Annotated in this window: 18 protein-coding genes; 9 read left to right on the top strand and 9 right to left on the bottom strand. The window is 57.0% G+C overall.

Features of this window, described 5'->3' with window-relative positions; all coding sequences use genetic code 11:
• Positions 1–7 precede the first annotated feature (7 nt).
• Together F3J26_RS07920 and F3J26_RS07915 are read left to right on the top strand one after the other, a co-directional pair.
• Positions 8–952 carry an ABC transporter substrate-binding protein gene (locus F3J26_RS07920; RefSeq protein ID WP_008455755.1) on the top strand — a complete coding sequence of 315 codons (945 nt, stop codon included), beginning with the start codon at positions 8–10 and terminating at the stop codon, positions 950–952.
• A 105-nt stretch (positions 953–1,057) separates the two neighbouring features.
• Positions 1,058–1,741 carry a D-lyxose/D-mannose isomerase gene (locus tag F3J26_RS07915; protein ID WP_166993120.1) on the top strand — a complete coding sequence of 228 codons (684 nt, stop codon included), beginning with the start codon at positions 1,058–1,060 and terminating at the stop codon, positions 1,739–1,741.
• Here F3J26_RS07915 and F3J26_RS07910 read toward each other — a convergent pair.
• Positions 1,738–2,847 (bottom strand): FAD-dependent monooxygenase, encoded by a 1,110-nt coding sequence (locus tag F3J26_RS07910; RefSeq protein ID WP_166993116.1) that lies wholly within the window; start codon positions 2,845–2,847, stop codon positions 1,738–1,740. The genes F3J26_RS07915 and F3J26_RS07910 overlap by 4 nt on opposite strands.
• A gap of 99 nt (positions 2,848–2,946) precedes the next feature.
• On the opposite strand from F3J26_RS07910, the gene F3J26_RS07905 reads away from it, so the two are divergent.
• Positions 2,947–3,759: an AraC family transcriptional regulator gene (locus F3J26_RS07905; RefSeq protein WP_008455760.1), complete on the top strand. Its 813-nt coding sequence runs from the start codon at positions 2,947–2,949 to the stop codon at positions 3,757–3,759.
• Between the two features lie 3 nt (positions 3,760–3,762).
• Here the strand turns inward: F3J26_RS07905 and F3J26_RS07900 are convergent, their stop codons facing one another.
• Positions 3,763–4,497 (bottom strand): response regulator, encoded by a 735-nt coding sequence (locus F3J26_RS07900; protein ID WP_008455763.1) that lies wholly within the window; start codon positions 4,495–4,497, stop codon positions 3,763–3,765.
• Between the two features lie 294 nt (positions 4,498–4,791).
• Between F3J26_RS07900 and fdhF the strand changes: the two genes are divergently transcribed.
• A complete protein-coding gene (fdhF, locus tag F3J26_RS07895; protein WP_166993621.1) occupies positions 4,792–6,939 on the top strand; it encodes a formate dehydrogenase subunit alpha in 2,148 nt (715 codons plus the stop codon).
• A gap of 60 nt (positions 6,940–6,999) precedes the next feature.
• On the opposite strand, the gene gltP is transcribed toward fdhF, so the two are convergent.
• On the bottom strand, positions 7,000–8,313 hold the full coding sequence (gene gltP, locus F3J26_RS07890) for a glutamate/aspartate:proton symporter GltP (RefSeq protein ID WP_166993113.1): 1,314 nt from the start codon (positions 8,311–8,313) through the stop codon (positions 7,000–7,002).
• A 426-nt stretch (positions 8,314–8,739) separates the two neighbouring features.
• On the opposite strand from gltP, the gene acs reads away from it, so the two are divergent.
• From acs to actP, 3 genes are all read left to right on the top strand, one after another.
• Positions 8,740–10,698 (top strand): acetate--CoA ligase, encoded by a 1,959-nt coding sequence (gene acs, locus F3J26_RS07885; protein ID WP_008455771.1) that lies wholly within the window; start codon positions 8,740–8,742, stop codon positions 10,696–10,698.
• Between the two features lie 71 nt (positions 10,699–10,769).
• Positions 10,770–11,084 (top strand): DUF485 domain-containing protein, encoded by a 315-nt coding sequence (locus tag F3J26_RS07880; protein ID WP_008455772.1) that lies wholly within the window; start codon positions 10,770–10,772, stop codon positions 11,082–11,084.
• Complete coding sequence (gene actP, locus F3J26_RS07875) at positions 11,081–12,730, top strand: cation/acetate symporter ActP (RefSeq protein ID WP_166993110.1); 1,650 nt, start codon at positions 11,081–11,083, stop codon at positions 12,728–12,730. The genes F3J26_RS07880 and actP overlap by 4 nt, the downstream gene beginning before the upstream one ends.
• A gap of 39 nt (positions 12,731–12,769) precedes the next feature.
• Here actP and F3J26_RS07870 read toward each other — a convergent pair whose 3' ends face one another.
• Positions 12,770–13,459, bottom strand: a complete 690-nt coding sequence (locus F3J26_RS07870; protein ID WP_008455777.1) for an LrgB family protein — start codon at positions 13,457–13,459, stop codon at positions 12,770–12,772.
• Positions 13,452–13,877 carry a CidA/LrgA family protein gene (locus tag F3J26_RS07865; protein WP_166877540.1) on the bottom strand — a complete coding sequence of 142 codons (426 nt, stop codon included), beginning with the start codon at positions 13,875–13,877 and terminating at the stop codon, positions 13,452–13,454. The genes F3J26_RS07870 and F3J26_RS07865 overlap by 8 nt, the downstream gene beginning before the upstream one ends.
• Positions 13,878–13,978: 101 nt before the next feature.
• Here F3J26_RS07865 and F3J26_RS07860 point away from each other — a divergent pair, with 101 nt between their 5' ends.
• Positions 13,979–14,878, top strand: a complete 900-nt coding sequence (locus tag F3J26_RS07860) for a LysR family transcriptional regulator (protein ID WP_008455780.1) — start codon at positions 13,979–13,981, stop codon at positions 14,876–14,878.
• 5 nt (positions 14,879–14,883) lie between these two features.
• Here the strand turns inward: F3J26_RS07860 and F3J26_RS07855 are convergent, their stop codons facing one another.
• From F3J26_RS07855 to soxR, 4 genes are all read right to left on the bottom strand, one after another.
• Complete coding sequence (locus F3J26_RS07855) at positions 14,884–16,530, bottom strand: Na+/H+ antiporter (RefSeq protein WP_008455781.1); 1,647 nt, start codon at positions 16,528–16,530, stop codon at positions 14,884–14,886.
• 149 nt (positions 16,531–16,679) lie between these two features.
• Complete coding sequence (gene ghxP, locus F3J26_RS07850) at positions 16,680–18,029, bottom strand: guanine/hypoxanthine transporter GhxP (protein WP_166993107.1); 1,350 nt, start codon at positions 18,027–18,029, stop codon at positions 16,680–16,682.
• A 345-nt stretch (positions 18,030–18,374) separates the two neighbouring features.
• A complete protein-coding gene (locus F3J26_RS07845; RefSeq protein ID WP_166993104.1) occupies positions 18,375–19,043 on the bottom strand; it encodes a glutathione S-transferase family protein in 669 nt (222 codons plus the stop codon).
• A 478-nt stretch (positions 19,044–19,521) separates the two neighbouring features.
• Positions 19,522–19,977: a redox-sensitive transcriptional activator SoxR gene (gene soxR / locus F3J26_RS07840; protein WP_008455786.1), complete on the bottom strand. Its 456-nt coding sequence runs from the start codon at positions 19,975–19,977 to the stop codon at positions 19,522–19,524.
• A gap of 80 nt (positions 19,978–20,057) precedes the next feature.
• Between soxR and soxS the strand changes: the two genes are divergently transcribed.
• Positions 20,058–20,381, top strand: a complete 324-nt coding sequence (gene soxS / locus F3J26_RS07835) for a superoxide response transcriptional regulator SoxS (protein ID WP_008455787.1) — start codon at positions 20,058–20,060, stop codon at positions 20,379–20,381.
• Position 20,382 lies beyond the last annotated feature (1 nt).

Below are 20,382 nucleotides of genomic sequence, written 5' to 3'. Positions count from 1 at the left end.
AAACAGCATGCGTTTGAAACCTATAGTTACTGCGTTACTGGCTGGTGCAATGATCGCAGGCGCGCCGTTTGCCCAGGCGAAAGAGTTAAAGTCGATCGGCGTGACGGTGGGCGACCTCGCCAACCCGTTCTTCGTGCAGATCACCAAAGGTGCCGAGCTGGAAGCCCGCAAGCTCGCCGGTGATAACGTGAAAGTGACGCTGGTCTCCAGCGGCTACGATCTCGGCCAGCAGGTGGCGCAGATCGACAACTTCATTGCCGCGAAGGTGGACATGATCATTCTTAACGCCGCGGATTCCAAAGGGATCGGCCCGGCGGTAAAACGCGCGAAAGACGCCGGGATCGTCGTTGTGGCGGTGGACGTTGCGGCAGACGGCGCCGATGCCACGATCACTTCCGATAACACTCAGGCCGGGCAAATGGCCTGTAAATACATTTCGGATCGCCTGAAAGACAAAGGCAATGTGGTGATCATTAACGGGCCGCCGGTTTCCGCCGTACAGAACCGCGTTGAGGGCTGCGAAACCGAATTCAAAAAACACCCGGACATTAAGATCCTTTCGTCTAACCAGAATGCTAAGGGCAGCCGCGAAGGTGGCCTGGAAGTGATGACCTCGCTGCTGGCGGCAAATCCGAAGATCGACGGCGTGTTTGCGATCAACGATCCGACGGCGATCGGGGCCGATCTGGCGGCAAAACAGGCTCAACGTAACGAGTTCTTTATTGTCGGCGTGGACGGCAGCCCGGACGGTGAAGAAGCCCTGAAGCGCGGCGGCAGCTCGCTGTTTGTGGCGACCCCGGCCCAGGATCCGCAGGTGATGGCGGCGAAAGCGGTTGAGATTGGCTATGACATTTTGCAGGGTAAACCCGCGCCAAAAGGCCCGGTGCTGATCCCGGTGACGATGATCGATAAGAGCAATATCGGCAGCTACAAAGGGTGGACGGTGAAGTAATTTGCCCCTCACCCCGGCCCTCTCCCCAAAGGGGAGAGGGCGAAAATGGTTAGTCCTCTCTCCCTTCCAGGGTTAGGGTGAGGGTCCACATCAAAGGAAGGCCAGATGAAACGCTCCGAGGTCAATCAGTACCTGAATGAAACCCGGCAGTTTTTTGCCCGCCACGGGGTGCAACTGCCCCCGTTCGCCAGCTTCTCGCCGCAAAAATGGCTGCAGGTTAACCCCCGCAGCTGGCAGGAGGTATTCGATCTGAAACTCGGGTGGGACATCACCGACTTCGGCGGCGGCGACTTCCTGACCATGGGCCTGACGCTGTTTACCCTGCGCAATGGCTCGCCGGAAGGCGCGCCCTACGCCAAATCCTACGCAGAGAAGGTCATGCACGTGCGTGATAACCAGATGACGCCGATGCATTTTCACTGGAGCAAACAGGAGGACATTATCAACCGCGGCGGCGGGAACTTGATTGTCGAACTGTGGCAGTCAGATCCCTTCGAACAGCCTGACGAAACAGACATCACGGTGGTGATTGACGGCTGCCGCCAGACGCACGCGGCGGGCAGCCAGCTGCGCTTATCGCCCGGAGAAAGCATCAGCCTGGTGCCGGAGATGTACCACAGCTTTTGGGCTGAGCCGGGCTACGGCGACGTGCTGGTCGGCGAAGTGTCGATGGTCAACGATGACGACCACGACAATCGCTTTTTAAAACCGCTTGAGCGCTTCAGCACCCTTACCGAAGATACCTCCCCGGACCTGCTTTTGTGCCATGAGTACCGGCAGTTTATCTAGCCGGAAAGCTTTGCAGCCGCCACGGCGGAATCTGCCACGGCCGCTTTGCCTCTGGCAAGCATCAGGCGTTCATATTCAGCTAAACCGGACAGGCCCTTGCCGTGAAGCGCGGTGGCAAGATCGGCGGCATCTCTCAACGCAGTATTAGCCCCTATGCCACCGGCCGGACTCATGGCGTGGACGGCATCGCCCAGCAGGGTGACGTTTCCGGGCTGCCAGACAATATTCGAATTGCCGTAGCGGACCGGCAGCGTCGCAATATGTTCTGGCAAAGTCCGTTGTATAAGCTTTTGCAGCATCGGGGGAAGAGACAAGCTGTCTAAGGGAACAGCTAACCGTGAACCGGGGCCGATCAGCGCCCAGTAAAGATAATCTTCGGTCTGCGTGAGACTGCCGTTAAAACCCGCCTTTGCCGCGAGCGCTGTAAAATCCTGCCGAAAGCGCATTTCATCAATAATGGCGCTGAATCCGTCGCAAAACAGCACGTTAGTGCCTTCGTACAACGCCTTCTCCACCGTTAAAGCGCTTTTGCCATACAGGCAGAGATAGCCCGAATCCGCCGGCGCGGCATCAGGGGCAAGCTGTGTCCTGACCCGTGAATTGATACCGTCCGCGCCGACCAGAAGCTGGCAGCTTGCGTCAGCCGTATGAGCAAACCTTAGCCCTACCCGGCCTTCACTTTCCTGATGGTAACCCTCTAAAGCGTGGCCGTAGCGCAGAGCCCCCTCGAGGCCACACATCAGGATTTCCCGCAGGGTCTGGCGATGAATGCTTAAATCTGGGGCAAGATCGGGGTTTTGTTCAGCCCGATGCCAGCCTTCAGGCTGACGGCCATTAGCCTGTTGTCCGGTTCTATCCAAAAAACGTCCTTCCGTACTGGCTACCGAGGCCGTTTGTCGAAAGAGTTGATAAAGCGCAGGAGGCAACACCCTGGCAAGTGCCTGCTGCCCTTGGGCGTCGATTCTAATCCGGTAGCCCTGGATACGGCTGTCGGGCGCCGGATCTGCCTCGTAAACGGTGGCGCTGATTCCATGGCTTTTCAGGCCCTGAGCCAGCGCCAGCCCGCCCAGTCCCGCACCAATAATTGCAACGCCTGAAGTACTCATGAGGTTTCCTCTGTGGTTTGTTCTGGTTCCACAAAAGAGTTGCACGGCTCGACCGCGCAAGGATAACGTTATACGGACGATAAATAGTGAAAACCGGCCATGATAAAACATCCTCCTCAGCCACCAGCCCCCGATTACAGCGAATGGCTTAGCGGCCCGGCGCTGATTGCCCTTGAAGGCAGCGTCGCCCCTGAAAGTGAATATCTGCTCGGCACGCGGGAAGTGGCCTGGCACCAGCACCTGCGCGGCCAGGTTTTTTGCGTGGAGTCTGGTTTACTGCACGTTCACACCGCTGACGGAGCCTGGTTTTTGCCTCCCCATCGCGCCAGCTGGCTGCCGCCGGGCGTAATCCACAAGGTCAGCATCAGCGGAGCCGTAAAAGGCTGGACGCTGCTGATTACGCCTGAAAGCTGCTCGGGGTTGCCGGAAAAGCCCTGCGTGATTGCCGTTTCGGAGGTGCTTCACGCGCTCGCCCGTCGCGCCTGCGAATGGGATAAGCAGGCAAAACCCGAGCCGGAACATCAGCGTATGGCCGCCGTTATTTACGATGAGATTTGCCGCGCACCGCACGAGGCGCTGCATTTGCCAATGCCGACAGATCATCGGCTGAAAAAAGTGGCTTCTGCACTGCTCGCGAACCCCGGCGATGAGCGGACTTTTGAAGCCTGGGCGGCATTCGGCGCGCTTTCGCCCCGCACTCTGCGTCGCCTTTTTGTGGCAGAAACCGGCCTAAATTTTGCCCAATGGCGGAGGCAGGTCCGGCTGACCCACGGGCTGGATAAGCTGGCACAAGGCATGTCGGTATCGGAGGTTTCAGAATTACTGGGCTACGCCTCTCCGGGCAATTTTATCCATATGTTCAAAAATGCCTTTGGCACTTCACCGGCCCGCTACTTTTCGACCGGGAACTAGACGCTAAACCGCATTATTCTCGCCGTGAGTGATATCGGCGGCAAAAACGTAGCCCACGCCGCGGATGGTGCGAATCAGCGTGGGCTGGTGCGGGTTGACCTCAATTTTGCGCCGCAGCCGCATGATTAATACGTCGATAGTGCGGTCGAACACTTCCAGGCTTTCGCTGTGGGTGAGCTCGAGCAACTTTTCCCGCGACAGCACTTTCCTGGCGTTCTGCACCAGGGAAAGCAGCAGGCCATATTCGCCCTGAGTGAGATCAACCTGCTGTTGCTGAGCATTCATCAACTGGCAGCGGTCGGTGTCCAGCCGCCAGCCGTTAAACTGCAGCCCGCTGGTTTTGGTCGGGCTGCTTTCTACGGCCAGCGCCCCGCTGCGCCTCAGTACCGCTTTGACTCGGGCCACTACCACGCGCCCATTGAACGGTTTGGCGATGTAGTCATCGGCGCCCATTTCCAGGCCCACGACGACGTCGGACTCGCTGCCCATGCCGGTCAGCATCACCACCGGCAAAGCGGGACGCAGTTTCTGCACCTGCTGAAGTACCAGCAGGCCGTTGGTATCCGGCAGCATCATATCCAGCAAAATCAGCGCAACAGAAGGCTCTGCCGCCACAATCTGCAGCGCTTCATTACCGCTATGGCACACAAGCACGTCAAAGACATGTTCACTGAGCACGTCGCGCAGCACGTCGCAAATGGCCTTGTCGTCATCCACCACCAGGATTGCAGGTTTCATTATTTTCTCCGGAGGGGAGGAGGTTCTTTTTAGTGTGAGCGATTGTTGATTGCGCGCCGCAGAAAGAACACAGATCCATGTAGAATTTTCTATCACTGTCACAAATGGCCGTCAGTTCGACACGTCATTTATGACGAAATCCTGCTTCTCTCGTCAGTGCTCCCGTCGGATCCCCCAGAACCCCGCGCCATTACCCACGTATTCTATGTGGCATAGATAATGCATTGAGTGGCTCAGCAAGGCGGTTTGCTTTTATCGCCGCACTTAAATGACAGCATTGACTGGAGCAACATGATGAAAAAAGTCGTCACGGTTTGCCCCTATTGCGCCTCGGGTTGCAAGATAAACCTGGTGGTGGATAACGGCAAAATCGTCAAGGCGGAAGGCGCACAGGGTAAAACCAACCAGGGCGACCTGTGCCTGAAGGGGTATTACGGTTGGGATTTTATCACCGACACCAAAATCCTTACCCCGCGCTTGAAAACCCCGATGATTCGCCGCGAGCGCGGCGGCAAGCTGGAAGCCGTATCCTGGGACGAAGCACTGGATTACGTCAGCTCACGCCTGAGCGAGATCAAAGCCAAGTATGGCCCGAACGCCATTCAAACCACCGGCTCTTCACGCGGAACAGGCAACGAAACCAACTATGTAATGCAAAAATTTGCGCGCGCCGTTATTGGAACCAATAACGTCGATTGCTGCGCACGTGTCTGACACGGCCCATCGGTTGCAGGTCTGCACCAGTCGGTCGGGAATGGCGCGATGAGTAACTCTATCGTCGAGATTGAGGGTACTGATTTAGTCTTTGTGTTCGGGTACAACCCGGCGGATTCACACCCTATCGTGGCTAATCGCGTGATTAAGGCGAAGCAGAAAGGGGCTCAGATTATCGTTGTCGATCCGCGCAAAATTGAAACCGCTCGCATTGCCGATATGCATTTAAGGTTACGCAACGGCTCAAACATCGCGCTGCTGAATGCGATTGGCCACGTCATTATTGAAGAGAATCTTTACGACCACGCTTTCGTCGCTTCTCGTACCGAGGGCTTCGAGGAGTATCGCAAAATTGTTGAAGGCTACACGCCGGAATCCGTAGAGGAAATCACGGGCGTCAGCGCCGGGGAAATCCGTGCGGCGGCGCGCATGTACGCCAAAGCCAAAACGGCCACCATCCTGTGGGGCATGGGCGTGACCCAGTTCTATCAGGGCGTGGAAACCGTGCGCTCGCTCACCAGCCTGGCGCTGATGACCGGCAACCTCGGCAAGCCTAACGTGGGCGTGAACCCGGTTCGTGGCCAGAACAACGTGCAGGGTGCCTGCGATATGGGCGCGCTGCCGGACATGTTCCCCGGCAACCAGTATGTTCGTGACGCGGAAACCCGCAGCAAATTTGCAGCAGCCTGGGGCGTTGACGCGCTGCCGGAAGCTAACGGCTACCGCATCAGCGAACTGCCTCACCGGGTCGAGCACGGGGAAGTCCGCGCGGCCTATATTATGGGGGAAGATCCGCTCCAGACCGACGCCGAGCTTTCCGCCGTGCGCAAAGCGTTTGCCGGGCTTGAGCTGGTGATTGTGCAGGACATCTTCATGACTAAAACCGCCGCCGAGGCCGACGTTATTTTACCGTCCACCTCATGGGGCGAGCATGAAGGCGTCTTCACCGCCGCCGACCGCGGTTTCCAGCGCTTCTTTAAAGCGGTTGAGCCGAAGTGGGATCTCAAAACGGACTGGCAGATTATCAGTGAAATCGCCACCCGCATGGGCTACCCAATGCACTACAGCAACACCCAGGAAATCTGGGACGAGCTGCGCCACCTGTGTCCGGACTTCTACGGGGCAACCTACGAGAAGATGGGCGAGCTGGGCTATATCCAGTGGCCTTGCCGGGACACATCTGACGCGGATCAGGGCACCTCTTACCTTTATGAGAGCAAGTTTGAGCGCCCTAACGGCCGGGGGCAGTTCTTCACCTGCGACTGGGCACCGCCTATCGATCGCGTCACCGACGAGTACCCGATGGTGCTTTCTACGGTGCGTGAAGTGGGCCACTACTCCTGCCGTTCAATGACCGGGAACTGTGCGGCACTGGCCGCGCTGGCCGATGAACCGGGTTATGCACAAATCCACGTCGAAGATGCCGCCCGGCTGGGCATTGAAGATGAGGCGCTGATTTGGGTGAATTCGCGCAAAGGCCGGGTTATTACCCGGGCAGCGGTCAGCGAGCGTCCGAATAAAGGCGCAGTGTACATGACCTATCAGTGGTGGATTGGTGCCTGTAATGAGCTGGTGACGGAGAACCTGAGCCCGATAACCAAAACGCCGGAGTACAAGTACTGCGCCGTGCGCGTCGAGCCGATCGTCGACCAGCCGGCCGCCGAGCAGTATGTGATTGATGAGTACAATAAGCTGAAGGCCCGGCTGCGCGAAAGCGCGATGGGGTAAAACATCCCCTCACCCTAACCCTCTCCCCCTTGGGGAGAGGGCCGGGGTGAGGGGCTTTACTTAACTGTTCGCCTTACTGTCAAACTTCCCAAAAAGCTCACGCTCATAGGCCTGGGCTTTTTTATGGTCGAATTTATGTTCCCACTTGGCGATAACCAGCACCGCCAGCGCGTTGCCGACCACGTTCAGCGCGGTACGCGCCATATCCAGAATACGGTCAACCCCGGCAATAAACGCCAGCCCTTCCAGCGGAATACCGACGCTGCCAAGCGTGGCCAGCAGCACCACGAAAGAGACGCCCGGCACGCCGGCAATCCCCTTTGAGGTCACCATCAGCGTTAGCACCAGAATGATTTCCTGCCACAGCGACAGCTCAATGCCGTACAGCTGAGCGATAAAGATCGCCGCAATGCTCTGATAAAGCGTGGAACCGTCCAGGTTAAACGAGTAACCGGTCGGCACCACGAAGCTGGTGATCGACGCCGGAGCACCATAGGCTTCCATCTTCTCGATGATGCGCGGCAGCACGCTCTCGGAGCTGGCGGTAGAGAACGCCAGAATCAGTTCGTCTTTCAGGATGCGCATCAGGATGGTGATTTTCAGCCCGCACAGGCGCGCCACCGCGCCCAGCACCACCAGCGCAAAGAAGGCAATCGCCACATACACCAGCACCACCAGCTTCAGCAGCGGCCAGAGCGAGGCAAAGCCAAAGTTCGCAACGGTCACGGAAATCAGCGCGAAAACACCCACCGGCGCATAGCGCATCACCATGTGCGTCACTTTGAACATGGTTTCAGAGATGGAGCGGAAGACGGTCACCAGCGGCTCGCGGTGAGTCGCGGGCAGCGACGACAGCCCCAGGCCAAACAGCACCGAGAAGAAGATGATCGGCAGCATCTCGCCCTTCGCCATTGATGCCACAATGTTGGTAGGCACGAGCGACAGAATAGTCCCCATCAGGCCATGAGCATGGCTTTGTACGTCCTGCGCCGTGTGCTGGTATTTCGAAATATCCACGGTAGCAAGCTGTGACATATCTATGCCGTGGCCCGGCTGGAAAACATTCGCGAGCGTAATGCCCAGAATGATGGCAACCGTCGTGATCACTTCGAAATAAATGATGGTTTTAGCGCCGATGCGGCCAAGCTGCTTGGCGTCGCCGACGCCCGCAATCCCGACCACCAGGGTGGAGATCACAATCGGCACGACGATCATTTTGATCAGGTGGATAAAGATATCACCCGCCGGTGACAGCAGGTTAGCGACCAGCCATTCACGGCTATCACTTTGATAATGCAGAAAACTTCCCAGGATAATGCCCAGCACCAGCGCCAGCAAGATTTGCCAGGCCAGGCTCATTTTAAAGTTTTTCATAACGACGACAGTTCCTCAAAAAAACGCCATTCCCATGCTGTTGACTCAGGAGAAGGTCACAAACTGAAAGGGGGTATGACAAACATCAGGTGTTAAGCGGGGTTTTTTAAAGCAACGTATCAGTACCATCCCGATAGCCTGCTGCGCAACCCTTCATTTTTAGGGTTATGCACTTACATTGCATAGATAAACAGGATTTTGCGGAGGAATATGAATATAACTTATTGTTATGGAAAAAAATTCATTATTTGTTTTTGGAAATAAGTACCAAAGGTAATTATTTCTTATGATTCATCTGTTTGAACAATTTTTGTGCAATTATTTTAATGCGTGATCTGCCGCCCAAAAAGTAAACAAAGCTGCCAATACCCCTACTATTAACGTTTGTGTGACATATTATTAACATCCTAAAGGAGAAAAAAAGCCATGAGCCAAGTACACAAACACGCTATTCCCGCAAACATTGCGGACCGTTGCCTGATAAACCCGGAGCAGTACCAGGCCATGTATCAACAGTCGATACAGGACCCGGATGCGTTTTGGGGCGAACAAGGGAAAATTCTCGACTGGATCAAACCGTACCAAAAGGTGAAAAACACCTCTTTTGCGCCGGGAAACATCTCTATCAAGTGGTATGAGGACGGGACGCTTAATTTAGCCGCAAACTGCCTCGACCGGCACCTAAAAGAACGGGGCGATCAAACCGCCATTATCTGGGAAGGAGATGACGCGACCCAGAGCAAAAACATCACTTATCGCGAGCTGCATCGCGATGTCTGCCGTTTTGCCAACACTTTGGTTGAACTGGGCATTAAGAAAGGCGATGTTGTCGCGATTTATATGCCAATGGTGCCGGAAGCCGCCGTTGCCATGCTGGCCTGCGCGCGCATTGGCGCCGTGCATTCCGTGATCTTTGGCGGTTTCTCGCCGGAAGCCGTAGCCGGACGCATCATCGACTCCAGCTCTCGCCTGGTGATCACCGCCGATGAAGGCGTGCGCGCCGGGCGCTCAATTCCGCTGAAAAAGAACGTGGATGACGCGCTTAAAAACCCAAATGTGAAAACCGTTGAGCACGTTATTGTCCTGAAGCGCACCGGCGGCAAAATCGACTGGCACCAGAATCGCGACCTGTGGTGGCACGAGCTGACAGAGAAAGCCAGCGACCAGCACCAGCCGGTGGAAATGAACGCTGAAGATCCGCTGTTCATCCTCTATACCTCCGGCTCCACCGGTAAGCCAAAAGGCGTGCTGCACACCACCGGCGGCTATCTGGTGTATGCCGCGACCACCTTTAAATATGTCTTCGACTACCATCCGGGCGATGTCTACTGGTGTACCGCCGACGTGGGCTGGGTGACCGGGCACAGCTACCTGCTTTACGGCCCGCTGGCCTGCGGCGCGATCACGCTGATGTTTGAGGGCGTGCCTAACTGGCCGAAGCCAAACCGCATGGCGCAGGTGGTCGACAAACATAAGGTGAATATTCTCTACACCGCGCCAACCGCCATTCGTGCGCTGATGGCCGAAGGGGATAAAGCCACCGAAGGTACCGACCGCACTTCGCTGCGTATTCTTGGTTCCGTGGGCGAGCCCATCAACCCGGAAGCCTGGGAGTGGTACTGGAAGCACATCGGCAATGAGAAATGCCCGGTGATGGACACCTGGTGGCAGACGGAAACCGGTGGCTTTATGATCACCCCGCTGCCCGGCGCGACCGAGCTGAAAGCGGGCTCCGCGACCCAACCGTTCTTTGGCGTTCAACCCGCACTGGTCGATAACGAAGGCAATCCGCAGCTGGGTGCTACCGAAGGCAACCTGACCATTACCGATTCCTGGCCAGGCCAGGCACGCACGCTGTTCGGGGACCACGAGCGCTTCGAGCAGACTTATTTCTCCACTTTCAAAAACATGTACTTCAGCGGCGACGGCGCGCGCCGTGACGAAGATGGTTATTACTGGATCACCGGCCGCGTGGATGACGTGCTGAACGTGTCCGGCCATCGCCTGGGTACCGCCGAGATTGAATCAGCGCTGGTGTCACATCCGAAGATTGCCGAAGCCGCGGTGGTGGGGATTCCGCACAACATTAAAGGCCAGGCGATTTACGCCTACGTGACGCTGAACCACGGTGAAGAGCCGACGCCGGAGCTGTACGCCGAGGTGCGCAATTGGGTGCGGAAAGAGATTGGCCCGCTTGCCACGCCGGACGTTCTGCACTGGACCGATTCGCTGCCGAAAACCCGCTCCGGCAAGATCATGCGCCGTATTTTGCGCAAGATTGCCTCCGGCGACACCAGCAACCTGGGTGATACCTCCACCCTCGCCGACCCGGGCGTAGTAGAAAAACTGCTGGAAGAAAAACAGGCTTTATCCATACCTTCGTAACCTTGTTCTACCCCTCTCCCCACTGGGGAGAGGGAATAAAAAAACCTACAAAAACCTCTGGAGATTCTGTGATGAATGACACCATTTATCAGCGGATAGAAAGCAGTGCGCATTTCAGGGAGTTGGTTTCCAAAAGGCAACGGTTTGCCGCCCTTCTGTCACTGATTATGTTAGTGATTTACGTTGGTTTTATTTTGCTGATTGCCTTCGCACCGGCGTGGCTTGGCACCCCGCTGCATGACGGCACCAGCGTCACGCGGGGCATCCCTATCGGCATCGGCGTGATCGTTATTTCCTTCCTGCTCACCGGGATTTATGTCTGGCGTGCTAACGGCGAATTTGACCGCCTGAATAACGAAGTACTGCGTGAAGTGGGGGTTAAATGAAGCGTTTTCTTACGGTCTTTGCCGCTCTGCTGCCGGCCGGTGCCTTTGCCGCCGATGCCATAACCGGCGACGTGCAGCGCCAGCCAACCAACTGGCAGGCGATCATCATGTTCCTGATTTTCGTCGCGCTGACGCTGTATATCACTTACTGGGCGTCCAAGCGCGTTCGCTCCCGCCGCGACTATTACACCGCGGGCGGCAACATTACCGGTTTCCAGAATGGCCTTGCGATTGCCGGTGACTTCATGTCGGCGGCCTCGTTCCTCGGAATTTCCGCGCTGGTGTACACCTCCGGCTACGACGGCCTGATTTACTCCCTGGGGTTCCTGGTCGGCTGGCCGATTATCCTGTTCCTGATTGCCGAGCGCCTGCGTAACCTGGGCCGCTATACCTTTGCCGATGTGGCGTCGTATCGCCTCAAGCAGGGGCCAATCCGCACGCTGTCGGCCTGCGGGTCGCTGGTGGTGGTCGCCCTTTATCTGATTGCCCAGATGGTTGGCGCCGGGAAGCTCATCGAGCTGCTGTTCGGCCTGAACTACCACGTCGCCGTGGTGCTGGTGGGTGTGCTGATGGTGATGTACGTGCTGTTTGGCGGCATGCTGGCGACGACCTGGGTGCAAATCATCAAGGCCGTGCTGCTGCTGTTCGGCGCAAGTTTCATGGCGTTTATGGTGATGAAGCACGTCGGCTTCAGCTTCAACAACCTGTTCAATGAGGCAATGGCGGTTCACCCTAAAGGCGCGGCGATCATGAGCCCTGGCGGGCTGGTGAAAGACCCTATTTCTGCGCTGTCTCTGGGCCTCGGCCTGATGTTTGGCACCGCTGGCCTGCCGCATATTCTGATGCGCTTCTTCACCGTGAGCGACGCCCGCGAAGCGCGTAAAAGCGTGTTTTACGCCACCGGCTTCATGGGTTACTTCTACATTCTGACCTTTATCATCGGTTTTGGCGCCATTATGTTAGTAGGTGCTAACCCAGCGTTTAAAGACGCGGCGGGCGCGCTGATTGGCGGCAACAATATGGCGGCGGTTCATCTTGCCGACGCTGTGGGCGGGAACCTGTTCCTCGGCTTTATCTCTGCGGTTGCCTTCGCCACCATCCTCGCGGTTGTGGCCGGGTTAACGCTGGCGGGCGCTTCGGCGGTATCTCACGACCTTTACGCCAACGTCTTCCGCAAAGGCGCGTCCGAACGCGATGAACTGAAAGTGTCGAAAATCACCGTTCTGGTGCTGGGCGTGGTGGCTATCCTGCTGGGTATTCTGTTTGAAAAACAGAACATTGCTTTCATGGTGGGGCTGGCATTCTCCATTGCCGCGAGCTGTAACTTCCCGATTATCCTGCTGTCGATGTACTGGTCGAAGCTGACCACGCGCGGCGCAATGATTGGCGGCTGGCTCGGCCTGCTGACGGCGGTGGTGCTGATGATTCTGGGCCCGACTATCTGGGTGCAGATCCTCGGCCATGAAAAAGCGGTCTTCCCGTATGAATACCCGGCGCTGTTCTCTATTCTGATTGCGTTTGTCGGCATCTGGCTGTTCTCGATTACCGATAATACGCCGGAAGGTAAGCTGGAGCGGGAGAAGTTCCGCGCGCAGTTTATTCGCTCTCAAACCGGTATCGGCATCGATCAGGGGCGGGCTCACTAGTTAGTAAGTGCTTACCGGGGCTATCTCTGCCCCGGTAGGTTAAAACATCAGCCAACTGACCAGCGGTGCGACCAAAACCGTCACCACGCCGGACAGCATCATCACCAGGCTGGCAATCACCCCTTCCTGCGGCCCCAGCTCATAAGAGCGAGCGGTACCCGCGCCGTGAGAAGCCGCGCCGAACCCCGCGCCTTTGGCTATCCCTTCCCTGATCGACAGGCGCAGAAACAGCACGTCCCCCACCGCCATGCCGAACACGCCGGTGATCACCACAAACAGCGCCACCAGTTCAGGCTCACCGCCGATGGGCTTCGCGGCCGCCAGGGCAAAAGGCGTGGTAATTGAGCGCACGGCCAGGCTGCGCTGAATGCCGTCCGGCAGGGTAAATAAGCGGGCCAGCCAAATCGAGCTGGTTACCGCCACCACCATCGCCGTCAGCACGCCCGCAGAAAGCGACATCCAGTGGCGTTTTATCACCCGAAGGTTGTCATACACCGGCACCGCAAAAGCAATGGTGGCAGGCCCAAGCAGCCACAGCAGCCAGTGCGCCTCTCCCATGTAGTTGCTGTAGGAGATATGGCCGAAGACGAGCATCCCCACCAGCAGCACCGGCGTAAAGACCAGCGGCATCAGCGGCAGTTTGCGAAAACGGCGATACAGGCGTTTATTGGCGAAGTAGAAAACCAGCGTGACCACAAGGCACAGCACGCTGAGCTGGAAGTTAGTCATTGCGGGACTGCCGGCGGGCTTCGCGAGCCAGTTCAAAGCGGTAGACTTTTTCCACCACAAAGGCCGTGCTGCCGAGCACCAGCACGGTGCTGACCGCTATTACGGCAAAAATACGCCAACCCTCCACCATCAACAGCTGCGAGTAGTTCACCACGGCCACAACCGCCGGGACGAAAAACAGCAGCATCTCGGCCAGCAGCCATTTCGACCCTTCCCTGACCCATTTCAGCGGCACAATGCGGCACACAATCAGCGCCAGCAGGAGCAACATCCCCACCAGGTTCGCGGGCAGCGGCAGATGCCCCCACGTCACCAACTGTTCGGCAAAAACAAAAAGTCCGGCGTACAGCGCAACCTGCACGGGGACACGCAGGCTATGCATTACAGCAGGCGTAAAACGGCCTAACGCCAATGCCATGATCGGTGCTCCAGAAAAAATACCAGCCCCGATTATAGAGAGCGGTTCATCGCTACTGAAATGAATTAAAATCATTGCAGGTATAGTTAACAGGAATAGTTATGGACATCAGAACGCTGCGTTATTTCGTTGAAGTCGTCCGCCAGCAGAGCTTCACCCGGGCGGCGGAGAAGATGTTCGTCACGCAGCCCACCATCAGCAAAATGCTGCGCAACCTCGAGGATGAGCTGAACTGCACGCTGCTGATCCGCGACGGCCGCCGCCTGCTGCTGACCGACACCGGCCAGGTCGTGTTCCAGCGCGGGCTGGCCATCCTCGCCGAGTTTCGCCAGCTTGAGGCCGAGCTGAGCGACATCAAGCAGCTCACCAACGGCGTGCTGCGCCTCGGTATTCCGCCGATGGTTGGTACGCTGATGACCGGCCCGATAGGCGTGTATCAGCACCGCTACCCCGGCGTGGAGTTCAAGATTTCCGAATTCGGCGGCCTGACGGTGCAGCAGGCGGTGCTTAACGGCGATCTGGATTTGGCGGTAACGGCCATCCCCGTAGAAGATGAAGACGCGCTGACGGTAATGCCGCTGTTCCGCCATCCGCTCTGCGTGCTGGTGCCCCGCTCCGGCCCGTGGATTGGCCGCACCAGCGTTGACCCGGCGGAGCTCGCCGAGCACCCGCTGCTTATCTACAACGAAGATTTCTCCCTTAGCCGCCAGCTGATGCAGCTGTTTGCCGACCACGGTTTTACCCCGCGCATTGCGGTACGCAGCGGGCAGTGGGATTTCCTGGCGGCGATGGTACAGGGCGGCGTGGGGATTGCCGTGTTGCCGGAGCCGATTTGCCGCAAGCTCGACCACACCACGCTGATGTGGCTGCCGCTGAACAGCAACCTGAGCTGGCAGTTAGGGATGATTTGGCGTGAAGGGGTGTATATTTCGCAGAGCGCGCAGGCGTGGATTGATTGCTGCAGAGAGTTCTGGCCGGCAGTGGAAACCGGCCAGAACTAGCGGGATTACTCTTTTTCGATCAGCAGCGCTTCCAGCAGGTCGAGATCGTGCAGGAGTTTTTGCAGGGTCTCATTGCTGATTTGCTGGGTGGCGCGCAGATGGTAAAGCTCAGCGCGCTCTGAACGCAGCGCCGTCAGGCGGAAGCGGCGCTCAAGGTTCTCTTCAAGCTCGCTGCTTTCTACGTCATTACGTCCGTCTGCGCGGCGACGTAAATTCCCGATAACCCGCGAACTCACCTCTTTCAGTAGCTGGTCGTCGATGTTCTCTTCGCTGTCCGCGGCCAGGCGCTCCTCCATTTTCTGGATAGCCACAATCGCCACTTCGGCCGTGGCGGACCGGGCCAGCCGCTCCTCTTTGCGCGACAGAGATTTATCCCCAACCTCAACGTTTCGCAGCAGAATCGGCAGCATGATGACCCCGGCAAACAGCGAGAACAGGATCACGCCTGCGGAGAGGAAAATCAGCTCATAGCGCGCCGGAAAAGGCGTGCCGTCGTTCAGCAGCAGCGGAATAGAAAGCACACCGGCCAGGGTGATGGCCCCGCGCACGCCGGCAAAAGAGGCAATACCCAGCTCACGGGTGGTGAAAGAGCCAAACTCCAGCGGGCGCTTTTTCAAAAAGCGCAGGCTGAGGCGCTTCATCGACCACAGCCACAGGAAACGCACCGCAATCAGGGCGAAATAGATCATCGCCACGTCGAGGAACAGCATCCACAGCTCAACATTCGGATCGGCATTAGCCGCCGCAACGGATGTTTCGAGAATGCCCGGCAGCTGCAGGCCCAGCAGCAGGAAGACCATGCCGTTGAACACAAATTCCAGCATCGCCCAGACGCTGTTCGCGCGCAGGCGCATGGTCAACGGGGCGCTACGCAGCACGCCGGAACGGGTAATGGTCATCCCTGCGGCTACCGCCGCCAGAATACCGGAAACGCCGATGTGCTCAGCAATCAGATAAGAGGCGAACGGCAGCAGGAGCAGCAGCAGGATTTGGGTTGCGGGTTCGTCCCCGCTCCAGCGGCTCATCAGACGCAGTGATTTGCCGTACAGCCAGCTGACCGCAATCCCCGCCAGCAGGCCGCCAATGGCAACCTTGAAGAACTCCAGCGAAGCCCCGCCAACGCTAAAGGCCATCGCCCCCACGGCGACCGCCACCGCAAGCTTCAGGGAAACCAGGCCAGAGGCGTCGTTCATCAACGCTTCGCCCTGCAATATCCCCATGATCTTCTTCGGAATCCGCCCTTCGCCGACGATCCCGGACAGCGCCACGGCGTCCGTCGGCGACAGCACGGCAGCCAGCGCAAAAGCAGGCACCAGCGGAATGCCCGGCACCAGGAAGTAAATCAGGAAGCCGATGCCAACCACGGTGACCAGCACCAGCACCAGCGCCAGGCCAATAATTTCGCGGCCATGATGGAGAAATTCATGAGTGGGCGTTTTCCAGCCGTCGGCAAACAGCAGCGGCGGAATGAACAGGACCAGGAATAGCTCAGGGTCGAATTCAACGTGTAAGCCAAAGTGCGGCCAGGCAAGCAGCGCCCCGATGGCGATTTGCATTAACGGCAGTGGGATCTGAAACGGCAACATACGTGTTACCACCCCAGAGAGGGAGACCACGAGGGTCATAATCAAGATTGTGAAGAAAATTTCCATGTTTTCCCTGAACGTGATGTGTGATTTGAAGCGTCACTCTTAGCGGTTGTTTTTATAATAAAACAACTTTTTGCATCACATTGGAACCGGAAATGCCCGAAGTGGGTGAAAGCGGCGGGTTACAGAGCGCAACCCGCACGAATTGAAAATCAGATAGCCCAGCCGCCAGCGTAGAACGCCACCAGCGCAACGGCAATAACGACGGTGCCGATGTTCAGCTTGCGCCATTCACCGGATACTACGCGGCCAATCACCAGAGAAGCAAAGCCGATCATGATCCCGGTGACGATGTTGCAGGTCAGCACGATGAATACCGCGGTAATCAGCCCGGCCATCGCATCCACGAAGTCCGCAAAGTCAATTTTGGCAACGTTGCTCAGCATCAGCAGGCCAACATACATCAGCGCAGGTGCCGTGGCATATGCCGGTACCAGGTAAGAGAGCGGCGACAGGAACAGGATCAGCAGGAACAGCACGCCAACGGTGATGGCTGTCAGGCCGGTTTTGCCGCCTGCCGCGGTACCCGCTGCAGATTCGATGTAAACCGCCGCCGGGGCTGCGCCCACCAGGCCGGAGAACACGCTGCTCAGGGAGTCGGTGGTCAGCGCTTTGCCGCCGTCAATGATCTGGCCGTCTTTGTCCAGCAGGTTTGCCTGACCGGCCACCGCGCGGATAGTGCCGGTGGCGTCAAACACGGCGGTCATCACCAGCGCCAGCACGCTCGGCAGAATGATTGGGTTCAGCGCGCCCATGATATCCAGGCTGCCAATCAGCGAGTTGCCTTTGTCATCGCTCAGCGACGGCATGGCGAAAACGCCGGAGAAATGCACGTTCGGGTCGAAGATCAGGCCGACAATGGACACGCCGATAATGGTCAGCAGAATGCCGCCCGGCACCTTCAGTTTTTCCAGACCAATGATCACCGCCAGGCCAATCAGCGACATGATCACAGGGAAGCTGGCGAAATGCCCCAGCGCAACCGGCAGCCCATCCAGCGGGTTTTTAATCACCAGGCCGACGCCGTTCGCGGCAATCAACAGCAGGAACAGGCCGATACCGATCCCGGTGCCGTGCGCCACGCCCATCGGCAAATTGCGCAAAATCCAGCTACGAATGCCGGTGGCAGAGATAAGGGTGAACAGAACGCCCATCAGGAATACCGCGCCAAGGGCGACCGGCACGCTGATGTGCTGGCCGAGCACCAGGCTAAAGGCGGTGAAGGCGGTCAGCGAGATAGCGCAGCCGATGGCCAGCGGCAGGTTCGCCCACAGGCCCATCACGATGGAGCCCACGCCTGCCACCAGGCAGGTAGCCACAAAGACCGCCGCCGGTGGGAACCCGGCTTTGCCGAGCATTCCCGGCACAACGATCACCGAGTAAACCATAGCAAGGAAGGTTGTGAAACCGGCGACAACTTCCTGACGCACGGTGCTGCCGCGTGCAGAGATTTTGAACCAGGCGTCGAGCGAACCGCCGGCGCGCGGAGAAGGTGTAGACATAGTGAAAAATCCCCTGAGATTTTTAGAATGACGTTTGCCCGGGTGGTGGACAACCCGCTGCCAGTTAAACGTTGTCTCCCTGCGCTACGATTGTGACAAAGGGGTGTCACAAAAAAGCAATCGTTTAACTCCACACGGACAAATCGGTGTTACAGAATTAAGGCAAACGATTATCCTGCCTTCCTGACGGGATTTTCAACTTAACTTTTGCGATTTTCGCGGAAAATATGCTCAGCTGATGAATTATTCGCCTTAGGGTGCGCAAACGTTATCGTCAATGCGCAATTTCGCAACAAAAACGCAAAAAAGTTAGGCTGGTTTTCTCTCGCTTTACTTTTGCGGCGATCACGCCCCGGGGATTTCAAAAGGGCCGCCTTGATTTAATGCTCGCTGCCAGGCGGGGCGCGTTTGCACATTTTTCATCCACGCCTGGGTGTGCGGCATGTCGTTGACTTCACCTCTCGCCAGCAACGCGGCCACCGGGAAACTCATCTGAATATCTGCCGCGCTGAACTGTTGCCCGGCGAACCACGGGTGCTGGCTCAGGTGATCCTCAATAAAACGGGCATGGGTGGTGAGTTGCTTATTCAGCCAGGCTTTCTGCACGCCCTGCCCCAGCGCTTTGCCCACCGGGCGCAGCGGCCAGGGTACCGGGGCTTTGCCGAGGCTACCAAACACCAGCTTCATTAACAGCAGCGGCATCAGCGATCCTTCGGCGTAATGCAGCCAAAAGCGGTACTGGATTTTGTCGTTAATGTCCTGCGGCTTCAGGTGGTTTTCGCTGTCGTAGGTTTCCTGCAGGTACTCAAGAATGGCACCTGATTCCGCCAGGATATGGCCGCTATCTTCCACCACCGGGGATTTGCCCAGCGGATGGATTTTTTTTAGCGCTTCCGGGGCAAGCATGGAGGGCTCCCGCAGGTAACGTACGATCTGGTAGGGCTGCGCCAGTTCTTCCAGCATCCAGAGTACGCGCTGGGAACGGGAGTTATTGAGGTGATGGACCGTGAGCATGAGATAACCCTCTGTTTAGCCAGATGGAATAACTATAGGAAAGCCCTGCACGGATCACATGTCAAAAAAATGAACAAAAAAAGAACAATTGACCTTGCAAAGTGAAGGGACAGACCTACACTTAAATTGTCGGTGCAGACCGGAACCTCCAAAGTCAGTGAAGTGTGTACGTAGCTATGTGTAAGCGTTATCGAGGGGTGCCGACGTCGGGGGAAACCCTCCTGCCAGAACGGGATAGAGCGAAAGACAAAGACCGGAAAACAACTAAAGCGCCCTTGTGGCGCTTTAGTTTTATATGGCAACGGATGATCCCTGTTAAGCAATGCCGCTACTGAAGACGCCATTAATAAACCGGGACAATCAATTCATTGATTTTCGGCTAATAACAACAAAGAGGGAAAAACCACGCTTTTTCCCTCTTTGTTAGCCGTCTTGAGCACCCTTGTGGCGCTTTAGTTTTATGTTTGAAAGATAATTTTCAATCTTCCAACAGCCTTGCGCCGGTCCCCTGCTCGCCCAGCTTGTCTCCAGGGTTACGCAGTGGGCATTGCGCCCCGGATAAACAGCCACAGCCAATGCAACCATTCAGTTCGTCACGCAGCGCGGTCAGCGTGGCAATGCGGTGGTTCAGCTCCTCGCGCCATTGCGATGACAGCTTCTTCCAGTCGTTTTTGTTGATTGAATGGCCGTCGGGCAGCACGCCAAACGCATCCCCGACGGTGCTCAACGGAATGCCAATGCGCTGCGCAATTTTTATTATCGCCACCGTTCGCAACACATCACGCTGATAACGCCGCTGATTGCCTGCATTTCTCGTACTTTTAATCAAACCTTTGCTTTCGTAAAAGTGAAGCGCGGAGACGGCCACGCCGCTGCGCTTCGCCACTTCACCGGGCGTTAACAGCGTTTTTATTCGGGGCAATTTCTTTTCCATAATGCTCTTTACCTCAAGTTAACTTGAGGAATTATACTCCCTGGCAATGAAACTAGCTAACCCGGAAATGAGGACGACTCATGGCTCACCAGGACATCATTTATACGTTGACTGAATGGATTGATGAACATATTGACCAGCCGCTGAACATCGACGTGGTGGCGAAAAAATCAGGTTATTCAAAGTGGTACTTGCAGCGAATGTTCCGCACCGTCATGCACCAGACGCTGGGTGAGTACATCCGCCAGCGCCGCCTGTTGATGGCTGCCACCGCGCTACGCACTACCCAGCGCCCTATTTTTGATATCGCGATGGACTACGGGTATGTCTCGCAGCAAACCTTCTCCCGCGTGTTCCGCCGTGAGTTTGACCGTACCCCAACGGATTACCGCCATCAGGCCTGAG

It is taken from the genome of Enterobacter sp. Ap-867 (genome assembly GCF_011752855.1).
In the GTDB taxonomy this organism is placed as follows: Bacteria; Pseudomonadota; Gammaproteobacteria; order Enterobacterales; family Enterobacteriaceae; genus Cedecea.
This window is presented reverse-complemented; position numbering and strand designations above follow the sequence as displayed.